We start from the raw sequence: 15,811 nt of genomic DNA, 5'->3' as shown, positions 1-15,811 counted from the left end.
TAGAACCTGATCTTCCACGCAAAGCTTGGTTGGTCGCCCTTTGGTGTGGATCTTCTTCTTCATGTATTCAACGATCAAATCAAAGGTTGACCATGAGATGCCTGTGTATCGCTTAAACTGAGTTTCAGGAAGCTTTTTAAAGTCTAGATATTTCATAGGAGGGATTATGCTTGAAAATATGAAACTTTGCAGGATATTTTTTGATCTAAAAGGTGGCTGTTTTTTGATTTATGAAAGAGGTCTATTGCTAAGGTAGAGCATGAAAATGCAAAAAGCACAGAGGATAAATTTAGATATTTAGTTGATATAACGAGGAAACTTGATTTTTCAAAGCTCAATAAGAATTATACAAATATAGATTCTTTGAGAAGCATCTATTTAATGAATAATAGGGTTCACAGTGAAACTTTAGAAATGAAAGAAACTATTGTATCCATGTGCTTTGCTCAAGATATCAATGTAGATAATGAAGGCAGTTGCTTTTATGATTTCTACATATCAAAAAATTATGAACATCAACTGAAAATTCAGCAAGATCAGGAAAAAGTACAACGCCTAGCAACTCAAAAACAAATTGAACAAGAAGCCATTAAAAAACGCACAGAATATAAAAAGCAGCTTGCTAAAGGTATTCCAAAAACTGAATATAATATAAGAAGATATTGCCAAGCATCCGCAAATATTGTGACTGATGCATATGTAAATGCCGCATTACAGGCACAAGTCGGTGCAAATTCCCCACGTTTTAATCGCGAAAGTGAGGAATTACTTGATATAACCTCAGCAGAAGAGAGTCAGTTAATCTTAAATGCATCAGATGATGCAGAAAGAGCCGTATTGCTGAGTAGAGATTATATGCTTCAAAATACGTTTAAAAATCAGTATGCAACTAAATGTTTTGCTAACCCAAAGACTATGATTATCAATTATTATGAAATATTTAAAAATTAAAAATACAGCCCCTTAACTGGGGCTTTTTACTAAGTCCATCACAAAAAACGACCTTTTAATTTTGTTTTACAACAACCCAATAAAAACCACCTCAAAACACCCCTCTAGCCCATATACAGCAAGCATTACAGCCATTTATTGAAAACTGCCTTTCGTATCACTACGTATCACAAGACACAACCAACTAACTAGCTAAAATGTCTAGCCAAATGTCACAACAAATTTAAATACAATCAATCAATTACATTAATTCATAGCTAAATCATGTCAAAGAAAATGACTAAACTTAGCTACTCTTACAAGGCACACATCATTTAGTACGACAAGCCCACCCAAAAAACCAGTCAAAAACACACTCAAAGCCATATATATCAAGGGTTATAGCCATTTTGCATAAATAGCGTTTTGTCGTTCTACGTCAAACAAAATAAGCTCATTTCGTAAGACCATGAAAGGGGAAATTCCCTTGATCAACTATCAAAAATCTTGTTGGACAACCCCAATCAATTTACCTTTACCACAAATAATTTAAAAACCGCCTCAAAGCCATACAGAACAAGGTTTTCAGGCAGTTTTATAACTTTCATTTCGTATAGCTACGTATAGCAAAAAAACCTGTTTTGTCATGCTACGTCCAACAAAAACACTGGAAAAAATCCCGATTTCATCAAGGAACATCAAGGAAAAGTTTGAAAAATCCCTCAATCTGACAAGGTACAACAAGGTAAAGATTGAAAAAGGGATATTCCCCTTAACTTTCATCACTGGCGAAAGTTGAAACGTCCACCATTCTGTCCAAGTACGTCCAAGTAATACATGCCATTTCCACCATTCCATCTAAGTACATCTAAGTAAAATGTGAAAAGAGCAGCTTTCCATCAACGTACATCAACGTAAAACTTGAAAAGTACGGCGTTTCATCCAAGTAAATGCCTGATCTAAATTTGCTATTTCAAATATGGAATATGAGCAAACTTGCCCACACTTCAAAGTCGATCAAGTGGGTTAATTCACCATTGAAACTTTAGTTTTTGTCAACTCACTCAATTTTTAATTTCGCGCATGTAAAAATGTGACTAGGGTAGCGGTCACGGCGTGTAAGACTACAAGTTTTTACTATCCCCCCTACCTTTTAGTTAACTCCAAAGTTAACTTTTAACTCTTTACTTTAACTTTTCAATTTACAAGAAAACCCCATAAAACCCTTACTATATAAGGCATAGAGCTAAATTTCAGTTATCTACATTTAACTCCAAAGTTAACTTTTAACTCCAACAGAAATTTTTTTATACGTGAGATGGTGTGCGGTGTCCGATCTATATTACCCCTTGAACTTTCAACACCCCCCACCATCCTAAATCAAGTAGATATTGGCTTTAAATATTAGGTTTTATGAGGTTCAAAACTACACTTTTTGTGTAGTACCCAATCCATACAACGGCGAACAAGGTCAGCATTTCAAATGCCACCCTATTGTTATTCAAGGTAAACGCAAAATTGCGTTCACGGCGCACCTGAACCACAGATTTAAGGAGCAGCTTATAGCAGAGGTTTCCGTCAAAACTGGCAAAAACTTAATTGCTCAATCATTCACGGCGTTTAATTGCCTACCGTATTGTTTTCAAAGCAAAGCGCAAAAGTGCGTTTTGCGAAACAATCCTATGAAAGAGGGTTTTCTATGCGTACCAAGCTGCGTACCTTGTGGTGCGCACCAATTCTTAATCATGCTTTTCTATGCGCACATCACCGCGCACACTTAGGGAGCTATAGCACTTCCTCAATTTGAGGATGGGAAAACACACGACCCGCCGTTATTGAAATGATGCAGAATCAAGAAACGCGCGCGGGCGCGAGGGACAGTGCTTAGTACCCTACTGGTGAGGCATAACCGAATTTCGGATTTTGAATCCAATAAAGTTGATCTTGGTATGTTTACGCTATCGACATATCATCATTGTCATGTCAATTTTTTGGTGTTTTATCGACATGAGAAAAAAGAAAAATAATTTTTTGAGTAATTTTCGGCTATCTCTAGGGGGTAAAAATGCCTAGCAGCAAGTAATTTGTATCACTATTTGTATCACAGCAAAACACATCAATAACTATATATATTATATTCAACAACTTACATATCGAGTTCAATTGTCGCCATCGAGTTTAACCTTTCGCCAAAACCAACAAGCAGCCAAAAATCAGCGCCAATCCCACCCAGCCAATCATCGCTAAATGCTCTCCCACCAAGGTCATGGCAAAAATCGCGGCGATAAAAGGTTCAAATAAAGTCAAGGTTACTGCCTGACTGGCAGGCACCGTTTTCAAGCCAAAACCGAACAGCAAATAGCCCAAAAACATCGGTATCAGGGTCATATACGCCGCCACATAAATATTGATCGATTCATGCAGTAAATTGCCGCCTGTAAAATACAGTGTCGGTAATAATAGCAACGCTCCCAAACCAAAAATCATGCCCATAGATGCTTTGGATTCAATACCCCGTTGCATCAGTTTTTGCGCGCACCATGAGTACAATGAATAGGTGAAGCCTGCGATACAGCCCAGCACAATTCCAAGTAATTTATGCGTTTCCTCTGCTGCCACATGCATAGCTTTTGACTCCCCAAGTGACAGACAGACAATCCCTATCACACCGAGCACAGAACTGATCAGCCAGCGCTTGGACAACTTTCGCCGATCGACCATTCGTTCCAGTAAGGCGGTAAATAAGGGCGCTGTCCCAATCGACACCACTGTGCCAATGGTTACGCCTGCATAGTGCATGGACGAATAAAAGGTCAGTGGATAGATTCCAACGCCCAAACCACCGAGCAGTAAAATCGTGCGCTGCTGACGCAATTTCGACAAATTACGCTGAATGTATTTGATGGCAAGTAAGGCTTGCAGCAAACCACCGCCGCCCATAGCAATTGCACCAATCGCCAAAGGGCTTAAGGTCGGTGCGAACGATGCAGCCGTGCCTGTCGTCCCCCATAAAAAAGAGGCAATCAGGACTGCAAAAATTCCCCACTGTGTCTGATTTTGCGTTTGGGTGGATGATGCTGTGCGATTCATGTGGCAAGTTCCCGATCCAGCAACTGCGCTGCCATGTCTTTGGCGAGTTGCATTTTCTGACTAGACCCTTCCAGACCTGCACGCATGATTGCACCTTCAAGCAGAAACGAGAGCAAACTGGCCAAATACTCAACATGTGCAGAATCCGTCAACAGTTGCTGTAACTGTTCCCGCAAGATCTGCTCAATCTGCTCTTTATGCTGTTTAACGGCTAAACGCTCAGGGCTATTGGCAGGAAATTCTGCGGCTGCATTGAGTAAGCCACAGCCACGAAAACCACTTTCATAGGCACATTCGGCATGATCCTGATAAGCAGCAAACACTGCAAGAATTGCATCACGCGGCGAATTTGCCTGTGCCAAACGTTTGGCATACAAATCTAGCCATTCCTGATGCCGTGCATGTATATACGCTGCCACTAAATCCGATTTGGCAGGAAAGTTGTTATAGAGCGACATTTTGGCGACTTGTGCCTTGTCGGTAATGCTGTTAATGCCTGTACTGGCAATGCCATGGTTATAAAATAGCACCGCGGCCGCATCCAAGATTTTCTCTTTTGCTGTTTTCTGTGTCATGTCAAAATAAATTAAGTAGACCGATCTACCTAATACTATCTAAATCAAATTCCAATGTGAATCTTTTTTAAGCTAAAGTTTGAAAACTTGAATGGGGAAAAATTATTCGCCGCAGGTTTCCCAAATTAAAGTCCGTAACCACTGCTGGATCGGGTCATGATGATTACGTTCATGCCATGCCATCACCTTGGTATAACCCTGTACAGGCACAGGTGGTTCAAGCACCACAATCCCCTGAATATTTTGCACCAGATGTGCAGGTACCACCGCAATCAAATCACTTTTACGCAAAAGATCGGGCAATAACAAAAAGCTGGTGACAGACAGCACCACGTTGCGCTGACGTCCGATTTTGGCAAGGGCTTCATCGGTTGCGCCAAAAAACTGCCCGCCTTCATAAGAAGCCAGTGCATGTTCCAGTTCACAAAACCGATCTAAGGTCAGTGCCTGCTGACTCGCTGCAGGATGCCCTTCTCGCATAATGCAAACATAGCGCTCCTGATACAGCACACGAGTATGGGATTCGGCGGGTGCATTGACAGGGTCAAGGAAAATCAAATCCAGTTCACCCCGTTCTAGCATGCCCTGAATGTCTAAACGGTGAATGGAGAGAAAGGCCACTTTGACATGAGGCGCTTGCTGTTTGAGTGCCAGTACAAAAGGTAAGCCAATCGCCTGCATATCGTTGTCATTGGCGGCAATATTCAAGGTCAGGTGCAACTGTTTCGGGTCAAATTCCACTGGCTGCATCAAGGCATTAATATCCGCCAGAATTTGCTTTACAGGTTTTGCCAGCGCCAAAGCACGGTTGGTCGGGGTCATCCCATGCGATGCCCGTACAAACAGCGGGTCGGAAAATTTCACCCTTAAACGGTTGAGCATGCTACTGACCGCAGGCTGGGTCAGCGCCAGCTTTTCTGCGGCACGGGTGACATTGCGTTCATCTAGCAAGGCATCCAGTGCTTTAAGCAAATTAAGATCCAGCGACCTGATATTATCCATATTTATAGCATTTATATAATTTCATGATTGGATTTATATCTAATTCATTCTTATTATGCAAGGCATTATCCCTTTTTATCACAGGCAAATTTCATGGCAAAGTTGCATGATTTATATACGCCCTTTTCGGTCAAAAACCTTAACCTTAAAAATCGTGTGGTCATGCCGCCGATGTGTCAGTATCAAGCTACTGATGGCTTGGTCAATGACTGGCATCTGGTACATTACGCCTCACGTGCAGTCGGCGGCGTCGGTCTGATTATTGTGGAAATGACCAACGTCATGCCCAATGGTCGCATTACCCCGAACTGTTTAGGTCTATGGAATGATCAGCAGCGTGATGAACTGAAAAAAATTGTCGATGTAGTACATGCACGTGGCAGTAAAATTGCCATTCAAATTGCCCATGCAGGGCGTAAAGCGCTCGGCTGTGATGATGTGGTTTCAGCATCTCCGATCCGTTATGACGGTGCCAATGAAGGCAACAACAGCGCATGGGATTATCAGCAACCGCGTGAACTCAGCAAGGCTGAAATCCAAGAAATGGTACAAGCCTTTCAGGATGCGGTAAAACGTGCCGTGGATGCAGGCTTCGATGCAATTGAACTCCACGCAGCACATGGTTATCTGATTCATCAGTTTTACTCCGCCAAAACCAACCAGCGTCAGGACGAATACGGTCAGGACAAAATGCTGTTTGGTGAACAGGTGATTCGTGCTGCTAAAGCCGTAATGCCTGCGGATATGCCATTGCTGGTGCGTATTTCTGCACAGGAATATAGCGAAAACGGTTTTGACTTGGCATATGGCTGTGAAGTGGCGCGTCGTTTTGCAGCCGCAGGTGCGGATGTGTTGGATGTCAGCGGTGGTGGCGATGGTGCTTTACACCCTGCACATACCCCAAATTTTCAAGCGGGCTATCAGGTGTATTTGGCGACTGCGGTAAAACAGGCAACTCAACTCCCTGTGATTGCAGTGGGTATGCTAGAAGATGCCGAAGTGGCAGATTATGTACTAGGAACACAACAGGTGGACTTGGTGGCGGTGGGTCGTGGTTTACTGCGTAATCCTTACTGGTTATTGCATGCGGAGCAACAGCATAAAACCCGTGATGGTGAACAACATTTTGTTCCTGAGTCTTATGCAGCCAGTTTTTAACGCCATTTAAAAACCTGATCGACTGATCGATGTAGAGCCTGTCTCTACATCGATATCCCTCAATTATTTAGAAAACTCTCCTACATTTTTACTGTTCAACACATTGGCATTTTGATTTTTTAGCCAAGGTTTTTGTACCTGACGATGACGGGTCACAAAGAAACTGGCGATCAGCATAATGGTGGTCACACCGACTGACATCAGCGTTTCATAACGGTATGCAGGTGAAATAAACATATAGCCCAACACCGCCAAAATCGTCAGAATCACAAACCAAGTCACATAGGGGAAGCACCACATTTTAAAGCTGAGCTGAACGCCTGCATGCTCAACGCTATAACGCATTCTGAGTTGCGATACCGCAATCACCAAATACACAATTAAGGCAATCGCACCTGTGGTTGTTTCACCAAGCTGATCTGATTGACATCATTGACCAACTCCAACAAGTCACCATACAGTGGCACTTCCGTTTGATACATCTCGGACATACACTGTGAAAATTGCGCCCGAATCGCATCGCTACTGACCCAAGTTGTCATGATTTTTCCCCTATGCTCCAGCAATGACTGGCATCTGTTGCTGTGCCGTTGCTGCAAGCACATGTTCCAAAATATCCAAACCTTCTTCTAAGATTTCAGGCTGAATGGTCAGCGGTGTCAGCAAGCGAATAATATTTTTCGCCTGACCGCTTGGCATCAGCAATAATCACTGTTCACGTGCCCGACGCAGCACCTAAAGGCATACCGCCTGCAATGCTTTCACCAAGCAGCAATAAGTCAGGTTGAATACCCAAATGGCTAAATGCAAAAGCTGTTCCTGTACGACCAAAACCTGACTAGATTTCATCCACAATCATTAAAATGCCGTGTTCCTGACAGAACTGCTGTAAATACTGGGCGAAGTCAGGATTCATCATTTGAAAACAGCCTTCACCAAGCACTGGCTCAAAAATGATCGCAGAGATATTTTCAATATCGACTTCGACTTGGAACAATCGCGCCAAGGCTTTTTTCGCATCTTGCGTGGTGATGCCATTGTCCTGACTTGGATAAGGAATGTGATACACCGAACTGGATAAATTACCCAAGCCTTGTTTATACGGTGCAACTTTGCCGTTCAGATTCACAGTGGCCAGCGTGCGTCCATGAAAGCCGCCATCAAACGCAATCACGCCTGTACGACCTGTCACGATACGTGCCACCTTCAAGGCATTTTCCGCAGCTTCGGCACCGCTGTTGGTGAGCATGCCTGCCAATGGATAATCCACAGGAATAAAGTCCAGTAACTGCTGCATAAATTCGAGATAAGGACGGTGCTGTGCCGCATTAAATGCATAATGGGTCATGGTCGCAGCCTGCTGCTGAATCGCCTCGACAATTTTTGGATGGCAGTGCCCCAAATTCAGCACACCAATGCCCCCAATAAAATCGATATAACGCTGACCGTGTTCATCCCAAACTTCGGCATTACATCCTTTGTCTAAAATGACAGGATGAATCAGCCCTAATGCGCTTGAAACTCCTCGATTCTGACTTACTGTGCATCTCGTTAGAATTGTGGTTGATGAATTTATTTAAGCGCTGCACAGGTCGCTTCTCAAACGAAGAAAATTTGCTTTAGCATTCCTTTTTTTCTTGGGGTCAAATTGTGCGACTTTTTTCTTATTTACTTTCTAATTCAATAGATTATTATTTCCCACAATTTTAAGCAGTTAAAATATTTGCGCCCCAGTCAGCCAGACATTGAGAATAGGTCAAAAAATAGGATAGTGTGTCATAAAAATATGGCTTTATTGATGGTGCAAGCTTTCTATAATCACTGCGCTTGTGTGTTTTTTAACACCTTGCTCGACATGAATCCAGCGCAAAAAAGTTCATGCCAAAGCTCACTTTTTACAGTGAGCTTTTCTCTATCTAGACATGGGCGATCTGTAGCTGATAATAACTTGCTGCCCCTGCTGCCAGACGTACCTGTTGCGGCGCAATTTGCCCCACTTCTACACAGACAAAACGCTGCCAGTCGCCTGCAACAATATCCCCCAGACGCTCGGCTTTTGCTTGCCAAGGATTCCACACCACCACACTGTCACACTCAGGTGCGCGAATGCTGATGGTCTGTGCATCTGCTTGTTCAATCCGATAATGCCCCAAAGCTTTTGGATAAATACGATCGGTTTCCTGTTGGAAAGTCACTGCCTGATCTTCAACATCCCGTTGATAATGATTGAGCTGATCCATAAATTCAGCCTGTTGCAAGCCTTGAATTTGGGTATGCTGAATTTGCTTGACCTGAAAATAACTGTGCCATGCGAAACTAAAATCAAAAGCTTTCTGCCCTGTATTTTCCACTTGCAAATATAAATTCAGGGTTTCACCGCAGGAAATCCGTAGTTTTAAACGAAAAGCGTGTGCCCAAATTTGTCGTGTTGCGGGAGAATCTTGTAAAGTAAAATCAACATGATGGGTTGCCTGCTCTGCCTCGTAACTAACTTCTTGCAACGTCCAAAGCTGATTACGGGCAAAGCCATGTGCAGGTTGCAGACCTTGTGGATGTGAACCAAACCATGGAAAACACAGTGGAATGCCACCACGTAAAGCTTTGCCTTTTTTACCTGAGTTGGCAGAAGACAACCATAGCAGCGGCTGTGCTGACTGTTTGGGCTGAAACTGTAAAATTTGTGCACCTTGCAAAGCAATTTTTGCTGTACAAGACGGATTATCGATTTCTAAAACCTCAAGTTCACTGAGTCGTTGATTAAAAGCTAAAGTTCGAATTGAATGCATATAATATGGATATAGATCTGTTGTTTTAACTTGGAGATTAATAGATCTTCGCCTTTTTGCAAACATCATTCACATATCTTTCTGAACTTGATTGGGCTAGTATTTTTGACAGTCTGCCACTGTGATGGTTTTGTTATGAGTTATTTACTGGCACTCGATCAGGGAACAACATCGAGCCGTGCGATTATTTTTAATGAACAAGGACAGATTCACGCCATCGCACAGCGTGAAATTTCCATTCAAACGCCCCACTCAGGTTGGGTCGAACAAGATGCCAATGAAATCTGGTCAACCCAAATTGCTGTGGTGCAGCAAGCTTTGGCTTCGGCAGGTATTTTGGCTCGAGATATTAAAGCCTTAGGCGTAACCAATCAGCGTGAAACCACTGTGGTTTGGGACAAGCGCACAGGCAAACCGCTTGCCCCTGCGCTGGTCTGGCAAGACCGTCGTGCAGCCGCATGGTGTCATCAATTTTCAGAGCCACAATTACTGGAAAAAATTCAGAAAAGCACAGGACTTTTAGTCGACCCTTATTTCAGTGCAGGCAAGTTGGTCTGGTTATTTGAAAATGTTGAAGGTTTACGTGAACTGGCACAGCAAGGCCATGTGGCTTTTGGCACGATTGACAGTTGGCTAGTGTGGAACCTGACGCAAGGCGCTGAACATGTGATTGAAGTCAGCAATGCCTCTCGTACCATGCTCATGAATCTGAGCAGCCAAACATGGGATGAGGAACTGCTCGAACTGTTTAACATTCCTGCCAGTGTCTTGCCCAAAATCATCCATTCCGATGCCTATATTGCCGATACTGCACAAGGTTTACTGGGCAGCAATATTCCGATTGCAGGCATTTTGGGGGATCAACAAGCCGCGCTGTTTGGGCAGTCCTGTTTTGAAGCAGGCATGGCAAAAAACACCTATGGCACAGGCTGCTTTATGCTGTTCAATACGGGTGAACAACTGCAATACAGCCAAAATAAACTGCTCACCACTCTGGCATGGAACTGTCAAAATCATCGCCATTACGCCCTCGAAGGCAGCGTGTTTATGGCGGGTGCGATTGTGCAATGGCTGCGAGATGGCTTGGGCATTATTAAAAGCAGTCAAGAAGTAGAAAAACTGGCCTGTCAGGTCAAAGATACTGACGGCGTGGTACTGGTTCCCGCCTTTACAGGTTTAGGCGCACCGTATTGGGATAGCGATGCGCGGGCTTTGCTGTGTGGCATGTCACGCGGTACCACCAAAGCACATATTGCACGTGCAGCCTTAGAAGCAATTGCCTTTCAAGTTTCAGATGTCTTAACCGCCATGCAATCCGATGTGACTCAACCCCTCAAAGAACTGCGAGTCGATGGGGGTGCCAGTCAAAATGACATGCTGATGCAATTTCAAGCCGACCTTCTCAATGTACCTGTGATGCGCCCCAAAATGCGCGAATCAACGGCATGGGGGGCAGCAGCCATGGCAGGCATGAAAATCGGGGTGTTTTCGCATGTCGATGAAATTGCCCAGTCATGGCAACTTGACCGCTGCTTTGAACCTCGCATTTCATCCGATCAACGCCAAAGTCAGCTTGCACAATGGCATCAAGCCTTAAAACGTGCCCGCTCAGATTTAGTCTAAATCTGCAAACAATAAAGCCAGTCAGATGACTGGCTTTATTGTTTTGTTTTTCATAAGGGCTAGTGAGCATGTCCTCCACCAACAGCACCTTTAGCGCGTGGGCTAAACCAAATCAACACCGCACCCACCAAGAAAATCAGGGTAAAGATCAGAAATACATGATTGACTGAAATCGTCAGTGCTTCTTTATCGACCAAATCAGAAATTATCCCAAGAATCGTTGACTGACTCATGCCATTGGCTTCAAGCACACGAACAGTAGCATCGGTATGTAAATTCGACACCATTTCACTACGAGCCACTTTACTGTGGTCATCCCACAAGGTCACTGCCAACGATGTTCCAATTGCCCCTGCCATGGTTCGCACAAAGTTCATTAAACCCGCAGCGGATGCAATTTCATGTGGCAAAACGGAACCTAAAGCCAAATTGGACAGTGGAATAAAGAAGAATGGTACTGCAAAACCTTGAATAATCTGAGGTAATGCCAACGCCATAAAGTCTGCTTCATTGTTCCAGAATGCACGTAACAAGGTCACACCACTCATCAGCACAAAACCAAAGGAGGCCAAGAGTCGCTCATCCACCTTACTGGCCAGTTTTGCGACAATTGGGGACATGGTCAAACTACCAAAGCCCATCATCGCAGTCAGATAACCTGCCCATGTCGCGTTGTAACTCATATTGGTCTGTAGCCACTGTGGAATAATCACAATACTGCCGAAGAACGCAGCAAAGCCAAATGCCAGTGTCAGCACCGAAATTGAGAATCCGCGATGCCTGAAAATCCGAATGTCCACCACAGGATGCTTTTCGGTATATTCCCAAATCAGGAATACGACTAAACCAATCACTGCAATCAATCCCAGCGTAACAATCATGCTGTTATTGAACCAGTCACGGTCATGCCCAAGGTCGAGCATCAACTGCAAAGCACCAATCCAAAGTACAAGAAGACCTAAACCCATACCATCAATTTTTAACTGTGTCGTTGGCGTTTCAGCAGGCATCAAAATACGTAAGGCAGCAAAGGCACAAATAATTCCGACTGGAATATTAATAAAGAAAATCCAGTGCCATGTCAGATTATCACTGATCCAGCCACCCAAAATTGGCCCTAAAATTGGCCCGACAACAGTGGTCATTGCCCATAAGCCCATCGCCTGAGCATGCTTTTCAGGTGGGAAAATCCGCATCAGCAAGGCTTGGCTAATCGGCATCAACGGGCCACCAAACAGCCCTTGTCCTATTCGGCAAAACACCAGCATTTCAAGACTGGTTGATAAACCACACAACAGTGAAAATACAGTAAAGCCAAACAGGCAGGTGACAAAGACACGAACTGAGCCAAAGCGTCCAGCCAGCCAACCTGTGAGCGGGACACAAATCGCTTCTGCAACGGCATACGAGGTAATCACCCATGTGCCTTGCGAGGTAGAAATTGCCAAGTCACCACTAATATGGGTAACGGATACATTGGCAATGGTGGTGTCAAGCACCACCATGAAGTTGGACAGCGCGATTACAAATGCTGCCAGCAGTAATCGCCCTCCTGTCAACTCAGCAAAAGGAGTGGCATTTTTCATAGGCTGTTACTTCGCACTGAGGTCGACATCAGCATCCATCGACAAACCAACACGAAGCGGATGCGCTGCCAATTCTTTTGGATCAAGAGCAATACGCACAGGTAAACGCTGTACCACTTTAATCCAGTTGCCTGTGGCATTTTGCGCAGGAATCAAAGCAAATGCCGAACCAGTACCACCTGAGAAGCCTATGACTTTGCCGTGATAGACTACACTTTTGCCATACAAGTCAGAGGTTAATGTTGCGCTCTGCCCTACACGTACTTTCGCTAACTGGCTTTCTTTAAAGTTGGCATCAACATAAAGTTGTGAAATTGGCACAACACTCATCAGCACAGAACCTGGTGCAACACGTTGACCCACCTGAATATTACGACTGGTCACCACACCATCTACAGGGGCACGAATCACGGTACGCTCTAAATCCAGTAAAGCTTGTTGAACCTGTGCTTGTGCTGACAACACATCAGGTGCTGTCGAATCATTTGCACCAGCAATCAGCGCTTCATTGGCAGCCAAGTTGCTTTGCGCTGCTTTACGGTTCGATTCCGCTTGTGACACGGCAGCTTTCGCAACGTTCAACGCAGCCAGTGCTGTTTTCGCAGCACTTTGTGACGAGGTCAATTCTTCTTTAGAAATTGCCCCAGTTTGTGCCAATGCCTGACGACGCGCCAACTCTTGCTGTGCCTTTTCATAGTCGGCTTGGGCTTTGACCACCTGTGCTTGAGCACTGGTAATACTGTCACTGCTGGCAAAGATCTGAGAGTTTAAAGAACTACTGTTAGCTTGAGTCTGCTTGTACTGGCGTTTAGCTTTTGCCAATGCTGCCTCGGCTTGCGCTAAGGCAATTTTGGCGTCACGCGGGTCGACTTCAACCAAAACATCGCCTTTATGGACTTGTTGCGTATCTTGCACCAGTACTTTAGCCACTTGCCCTGTGACCATTGAGGTGACTTCGGCAGTGTCCGCACCAACATAAGCATTGTCAGTATTGACGGTATTGTTAAAAAAGATCGCCCAAATTGCATATAAAATCGCGGCTATAATTAAGATCAGCGCCAAAAAACTCAACAGTTTTTTACGCTTCGCTTTCATGGCTGAGTCAGAATTAAGCTCAGGCTGTTGTGGAGCGGGTGTATCATTGGAGACATCAGTCATCACATATTCCTAAATTAACTCAAACTGTGATCAGAACACCTCAAATACATCTCACAACAACGGGCTACGCCCCTGAGAAAATGGATTTGAACTGTACCCAGTCTTGATTTTTGAATCAGTTGTTTCGTTATATCGGTTAAAAATCACATTTTGAGCATAAAAATACAAGATTGTTTTTTTCTTAAAAACGTGTACAAAGTAGTGTAAAAAAGTCTATTTTTTTAAGGTTTAATGGTCTATTTAATAGAATTAAAAAATTTACTATTCATCTATTTAATACACATAAGATGCAATCGCCACTGCAATATTGACTGCACAGTCATTTTGCATCGACATTCTCATTGTACAACTTTTTTTGCCCATTCTGAGGACTTCTGCATGTGCAATAAAATACTGACCGCGCCCAGCAGCCAAATAATCAACTCTCAGATCAAGCGTTGCCAGACGTTCAATCTGTTTTAAAACCTGTTCCCGATGATGCTCATCGGCACGTTTATACAGTTCAGCCATTGCCACAACACCCCCTAAACTGTCGAGCAAAGTTGCCGCCACCCCACCATGTAAAATTTCATAGGCGACATTGCCAATCAGGTTAGGGTGCATATTGAGATGCCCCTGAATCTGATCATCGACCACGCGCATTTCAATGCCATTATGTTGCAAAAAAGGGGAATGATTAAAGGCATCGCACAACTGCTGCAAAATATCGGTCAGCGATGTTTCAGCTTGAATCTTGAGCTGCCCTGTCCATGTTGTTTTTATGTGACTCATGCCGAGTTCTTCCTTGATGAATAAGATGTTCTTGTACAAACACATCATTATAGGTCTACAATAGCCCCCAAGTTAAATACTGGACATCGAGATTGTTATGACTTATACGTTCAATCGCCCTGCATTTCCTGCGACCCGTATGCGCCGAATCCGTAAAAATGATCAACTCCGCGCGATGGTCAGTGAGACTCAAATGACCGCACATCACCTGATTTATCCTGTCTTTGTTCTCCCTGGGCAAAATCAACGTGAAGACATTGCAAGCATGCCAAATATTCAGCGTTTGTCGGCTGATCTCTTATTAAAAAAAGCGGAAAGCCTGCTTGAACTTGGCGTTTCGAAACTTGCACTTTTCCCTGTGACACCACAAGAAGACAAAAGTCTGACCGCAGAAGCCGCATGGCGTGAAGATGGCTTAGTACAAAACACCTGCCGTTTATTGAAAAAAGAATTACCAGAAATGGTGCTGATCACTGACGGCGCACTTGACCCTTATACTACACATGGTCAAGACGGTATTATTGATGACACAGGTTATGTGCTGAATGATGAAACGGTTGAATGTCTGATCAAACAGGCACTTAGTCATGCTGAAGCGGGTGCAGATGTGATTGCACCAAGTGACATGATGGATGGTCGTATTGGTGCGATTCGTCAAGTCCTTGAGCAAAATGGATTTATCGACACCAGCATCATGGCGTATTCAGCCAAATATGCATCAAGCTTTTATGGCCCATTCCGTGATGCCGTGGGTTCATCAAGCAACTTAAAAGGTGGCAACAAATACACCTATCAAATGGATGTGGGCAACCGCGCTGAAGCTTTGCATGAAATTGCACTGGACTTACAAGAAGGTGCAGACATGGTGATTGTAAAACCAGGTCTGCCATATCTAGATGTGGTTCGTGAAGTCAAAGATACCTTTGGCGTGCCAACCTTTGTGTATCAGGTTAGTGGTGAATATGCGATGCTAGCAGGTGCAATTCAAAATGGTTGGCTGAGCGAAAGTGTGATCCTAGAATCTTTACTGTGCTGCCGCCGTGCAGGTGCAGACGGGATCTGGACATACTTTGCCGATGTCGCTGCCCAAAAACTCAAAGAAATGCAATAAATTCATCTTCCCTAGATAGAT

General features: G+C 44.0%; 14 protein-coding genes and 1 pseudogene. 4 read left to right on the top strand and 11 right to left on the bottom strand.

What is annotated here, in order from left to right:
- Positions 1-381: 381 nt before the first annotated feature.
- Positions 382-951: a hypothetical protein gene (locus GBN19_RS03775; RefSeq protein WP_151777234.1), complete on the top strand. Its 570-nt coding sequence runs from the start codon at positions 382-384 to the stop codon at positions 949-951.
- 2,157 nt (positions 952-3,108) lie between these two features.
- Here the strand turns inward: GBN19_RS03775 and GBN19_RS03770 are convergent.
- From GBN19_RS03770 to GBN19_RS03760, 3 genes are all read right to left on the bottom strand, one after another.
- Positions 3,109-4,020, bottom strand: coding sequence for a DMT family transporter (locus GBN19_RS03770; RefSeq protein WP_151777233.1), 912 nt, complete (start codon positions 4,018-4,020; stop codon positions 3,109-3,111).
- Positions 4,017-4,595, bottom strand: coding sequence for a TetR/AcrR family transcriptional regulator (locus tag GBN19_RS03765; RefSeq protein WP_151777232.1), 579 nt, complete (start codon positions 4,593-4,595; stop codon positions 4,017-4,019). The genes GBN19_RS03770 and GBN19_RS03765 overlap by 4 nt, the downstream gene beginning before the upstream one ends.
- A 102-nt stretch (positions 4,596-4,697) precedes the next feature.
- The gene (locus tag GBN19_RS03760; protein WP_151777231.1) at positions 4,698-5,597 is read right to left on the bottom strand and encodes a LysR family transcriptional regulator; all 900 of its coding nucleotides are present in this window, start codon (positions 5,595-5,597) and stop codon (positions 4,698-4,700) included.
- 93 nt (positions 5,598-5,690) lie between these two features.
- Here GBN19_RS03760 and GBN19_RS03755 point away from each other — a divergent pair, with 93 nt between their 5' ends.
- Positions 5,691-6,755, top strand: a complete 1,065-nt coding sequence (locus GBN19_RS03755; RefSeq protein ID WP_151777230.1) for an NADH:flavin oxidoreductase/NADH oxidase — start codon at positions 5,691-5,693, stop codon at positions 6,753-6,755.
- A gap of 63 nt (positions 6,756-6,818) precedes the next feature.
- Here the strand turns inward: GBN19_RS03755 and GBN19_RS03750 are convergent, their stop codons facing one another.
- The 5 genes and pseudogenes from GBN19_RS03750 to GBN19_RS03735 form a co-directional block, all read right to left on the bottom strand.
- Positions 6,819-7,124: a hypothetical protein gene (locus GBN19_RS03750; RefSeq protein WP_228271206.1), complete on the bottom strand. Its 306-nt coding sequence runs from the start codon at positions 7,122-7,124 to the stop codon at positions 6,819-6,821.
- A gap of 11 nt (positions 7,125-7,135) precedes the next feature.
- Complete coding sequence (locus tag GBN19_RS03745; protein ID WP_151777228.1) at positions 7,136-7,297, bottom strand: 2-oxoadipate dioxygenase/decarboxylase family protein; 162 nt, start codon at positions 7,295-7,297, stop codon at positions 7,136-7,138.
- Between the two features lie 10 nt (positions 7,298-7,307).
- Positions 7,308-7,454 (bottom strand): hypothetical protein, encoded by a 147-nt coding sequence (locus GBN19_RS16050; protein ID WP_228271205.1) that lies wholly within the window; start codon positions 7,452-7,454, stop codon positions 7,308-7,310.
- Between the two features lie 16 nt (positions 7,455-7,470).
- Positions 7,471-8,190: pseudogene (locus tag GBN19_RS03740) on the bottom strand (aspartate aminotransferase family protein).
- 481 nt (positions 8,191-8,671) lie between these two features.
- Positions 8,672-9,541 (bottom strand): D-hexose-6-phosphate mutarotase, encoded by an 870-nt coding sequence (locus GBN19_RS03735; RefSeq protein ID WP_151777227.1) that lies wholly within the window; start codon positions 9,539-9,541, stop codon positions 8,672-8,674.
- Between the two features lie 135 nt (positions 9,542-9,676).
- On the opposite strand from GBN19_RS03735, the gene glpK reads away from it, so the two are divergent.
- The gene (glpK, locus tag GBN19_RS03730; RefSeq protein ID WP_151777226.1) at positions 9,677-11,164 is read left to right on the top strand and encodes a glycerol kinase GlpK; all 1,488 of its coding nucleotides are present in this window, start codon (positions 9,677-9,679) and stop codon (positions 11,162-11,164) included.
- A gap of 59 nt (positions 11,165-11,223) precedes the next feature.
- Here the strand turns inward: glpK and GBN19_RS03725 are convergent, their stop codons facing one another.
- The 3 genes from GBN19_RS03725 to GBN19_RS03715 form a co-directional block, all read right to left on the bottom strand.
- Positions 11,224-12,750: a DHA2 family efflux MFS transporter permease subunit gene (locus GBN19_RS03725; protein ID WP_151709422.1), complete on the bottom strand. Its 1,527-nt coding sequence runs from the start codon at positions 12,748-12,750 to the stop codon at positions 11,224-11,226.
- Between the two features lie 6 nt (positions 12,751-12,756).
- On the bottom strand, positions 12,757-13,845 hold the full coding sequence (locus GBN19_RS03720) for an HlyD family efflux transporter periplasmic adaptor subunit (protein WP_228271207.1): 1,089 nt from the start codon (positions 13,843-13,845) through the stop codon (positions 12,757-12,759).
- 336 nt (positions 13,846-14,181) lie between these two features.
- On the bottom strand, positions 14,182-14,679 hold the full coding sequence (locus tag GBN19_RS03715) for a thioesterase family protein (RefSeq protein WP_151777224.1): 498 nt from the start codon (positions 14,677-14,679) through the stop codon (positions 14,182-14,184).
- A 97-nt stretch (positions 14,680-14,776) separates the two neighbouring features.
- On the opposite strand from GBN19_RS03715, the gene hemB reads away from it, so the two are divergent.
- Positions 14,777-15,790 (top strand): porphobilinogen synthase, encoded by a 1,014-nt coding sequence (hemB, locus tag GBN19_RS03710; RefSeq protein ID WP_151709419.1) that lies wholly within the window; start codon positions 14,777-14,779, stop codon positions 15,788-15,790.
- Positions 15,791-15,811 lie beyond the last annotated feature (21 nt).

This window comes from Acinetobacter brisouii (genome assembly GCF_008993995.1).
GTDB classification, from domain to species: Bacteria; Pseudomonadota; Gammaproteobacteria; order Pseudomonadales; family Moraxellaceae; genus Acinetobacter; species Acinetobacter brisouii_A.
Note: the sequence above shows the minus strand (reverse complement) of the source record. Positions and strands in the feature narration are given on the sequence as shown.

What these genes read in the sequence shown, in the direction of transcription:
- GBN19_RS16050 (WP_228271205.1), bottom strand. Translation starts at nt 7,454, where the DNA reads ATGCCAAGCGGTCAGGCGAAAAATATTATTCGCTTGCTGACACCGCTG.
- GBN19_RS03755 (WP_151777230.1), top strand. Translation starts at nt 5,691, where the DNA reads ATGGCAAAGTTGCATGATTTATATACGCCCTTTTCGGTCAAAAACCTT.
- GBN19_RS03775 (WP_151777234.1), top strand. Translation starts at nt 382, where the DNA reads ATGAATAATAGGGTTCACAGTGAAACTTTAGAAATGAAAGAAACTATT.
- glpK (WP_151777226.1), top strand. Translation starts at nt 9,677, where the DNA reads ATGAGTTATTTACTGGCACTCGATCAGGGAACAACATCGAGCCGTGCG.
- GBN19_RS03770 (WP_151777233.1), bottom strand. Translation starts at nt 4,020, where the DNA reads ATGAATCGCACAGCATCATCCACCCAAACGCAAAATCAGACACAGTGG.
- GBN19_RS03760 (WP_151777231.1), bottom strand. Translation starts at nt 5,597, where the DNA reads ATGGATAATATCAGGTCGCTGGATCTTAATTTGCTTAAAGCACTGGAT.
- GBN19_RS03735 (WP_151777227.1), bottom strand. Translation starts at nt 9,541, where the DNA reads ATGCATTCAATTCGAACTTTAGCTTTTAATCAACGACTCAGTGAACTT.
- GBN19_RS03715 (WP_151777224.1), bottom strand. Translation starts at nt 14,679, where the DNA reads ATGAGTCACATAAAAACAACATGGACAGGGCAGCTCAAGATTCAAGCT.
- hemB (WP_151709419.1), top strand. Translation starts at nt 14,777, where the DNA reads ATGACTTATACGTTCAATCGCCCTGCATTTCCTGCGACCCGTATGCGC.
- GBN19_RS03745 (WP_151777228.1), bottom strand. Translation starts at nt 7,297, where the DNA reads ATGACAACTTGGGTCAGTAGCGATGCGATTCGGGCGCAATTTTCACAG.
- GBN19_RS03725 (WP_151709422.1), bottom strand. Translation starts at nt 12,750, where the DNA reads ATGAAAAATGCCACTCCTTTTGCTGAGTTGACAGGAGGGCGATTACTG.
- GBN19_RS03720 (WP_228271207.1), bottom strand. Translation starts at nt 13,845, where the DNA reads ATGAAAGCGAAGCGTAAAAAACTGTTGAGTTTTTTGGCGCTGATCTTA.
- GBN19_RS03765 (WP_151777232.1), bottom strand. Translation starts at nt 4,595, where the DNA reads ATGACACAGAAAACAGCAAAAGAGAAAATCTTGGATGCGGCCGCGGTG.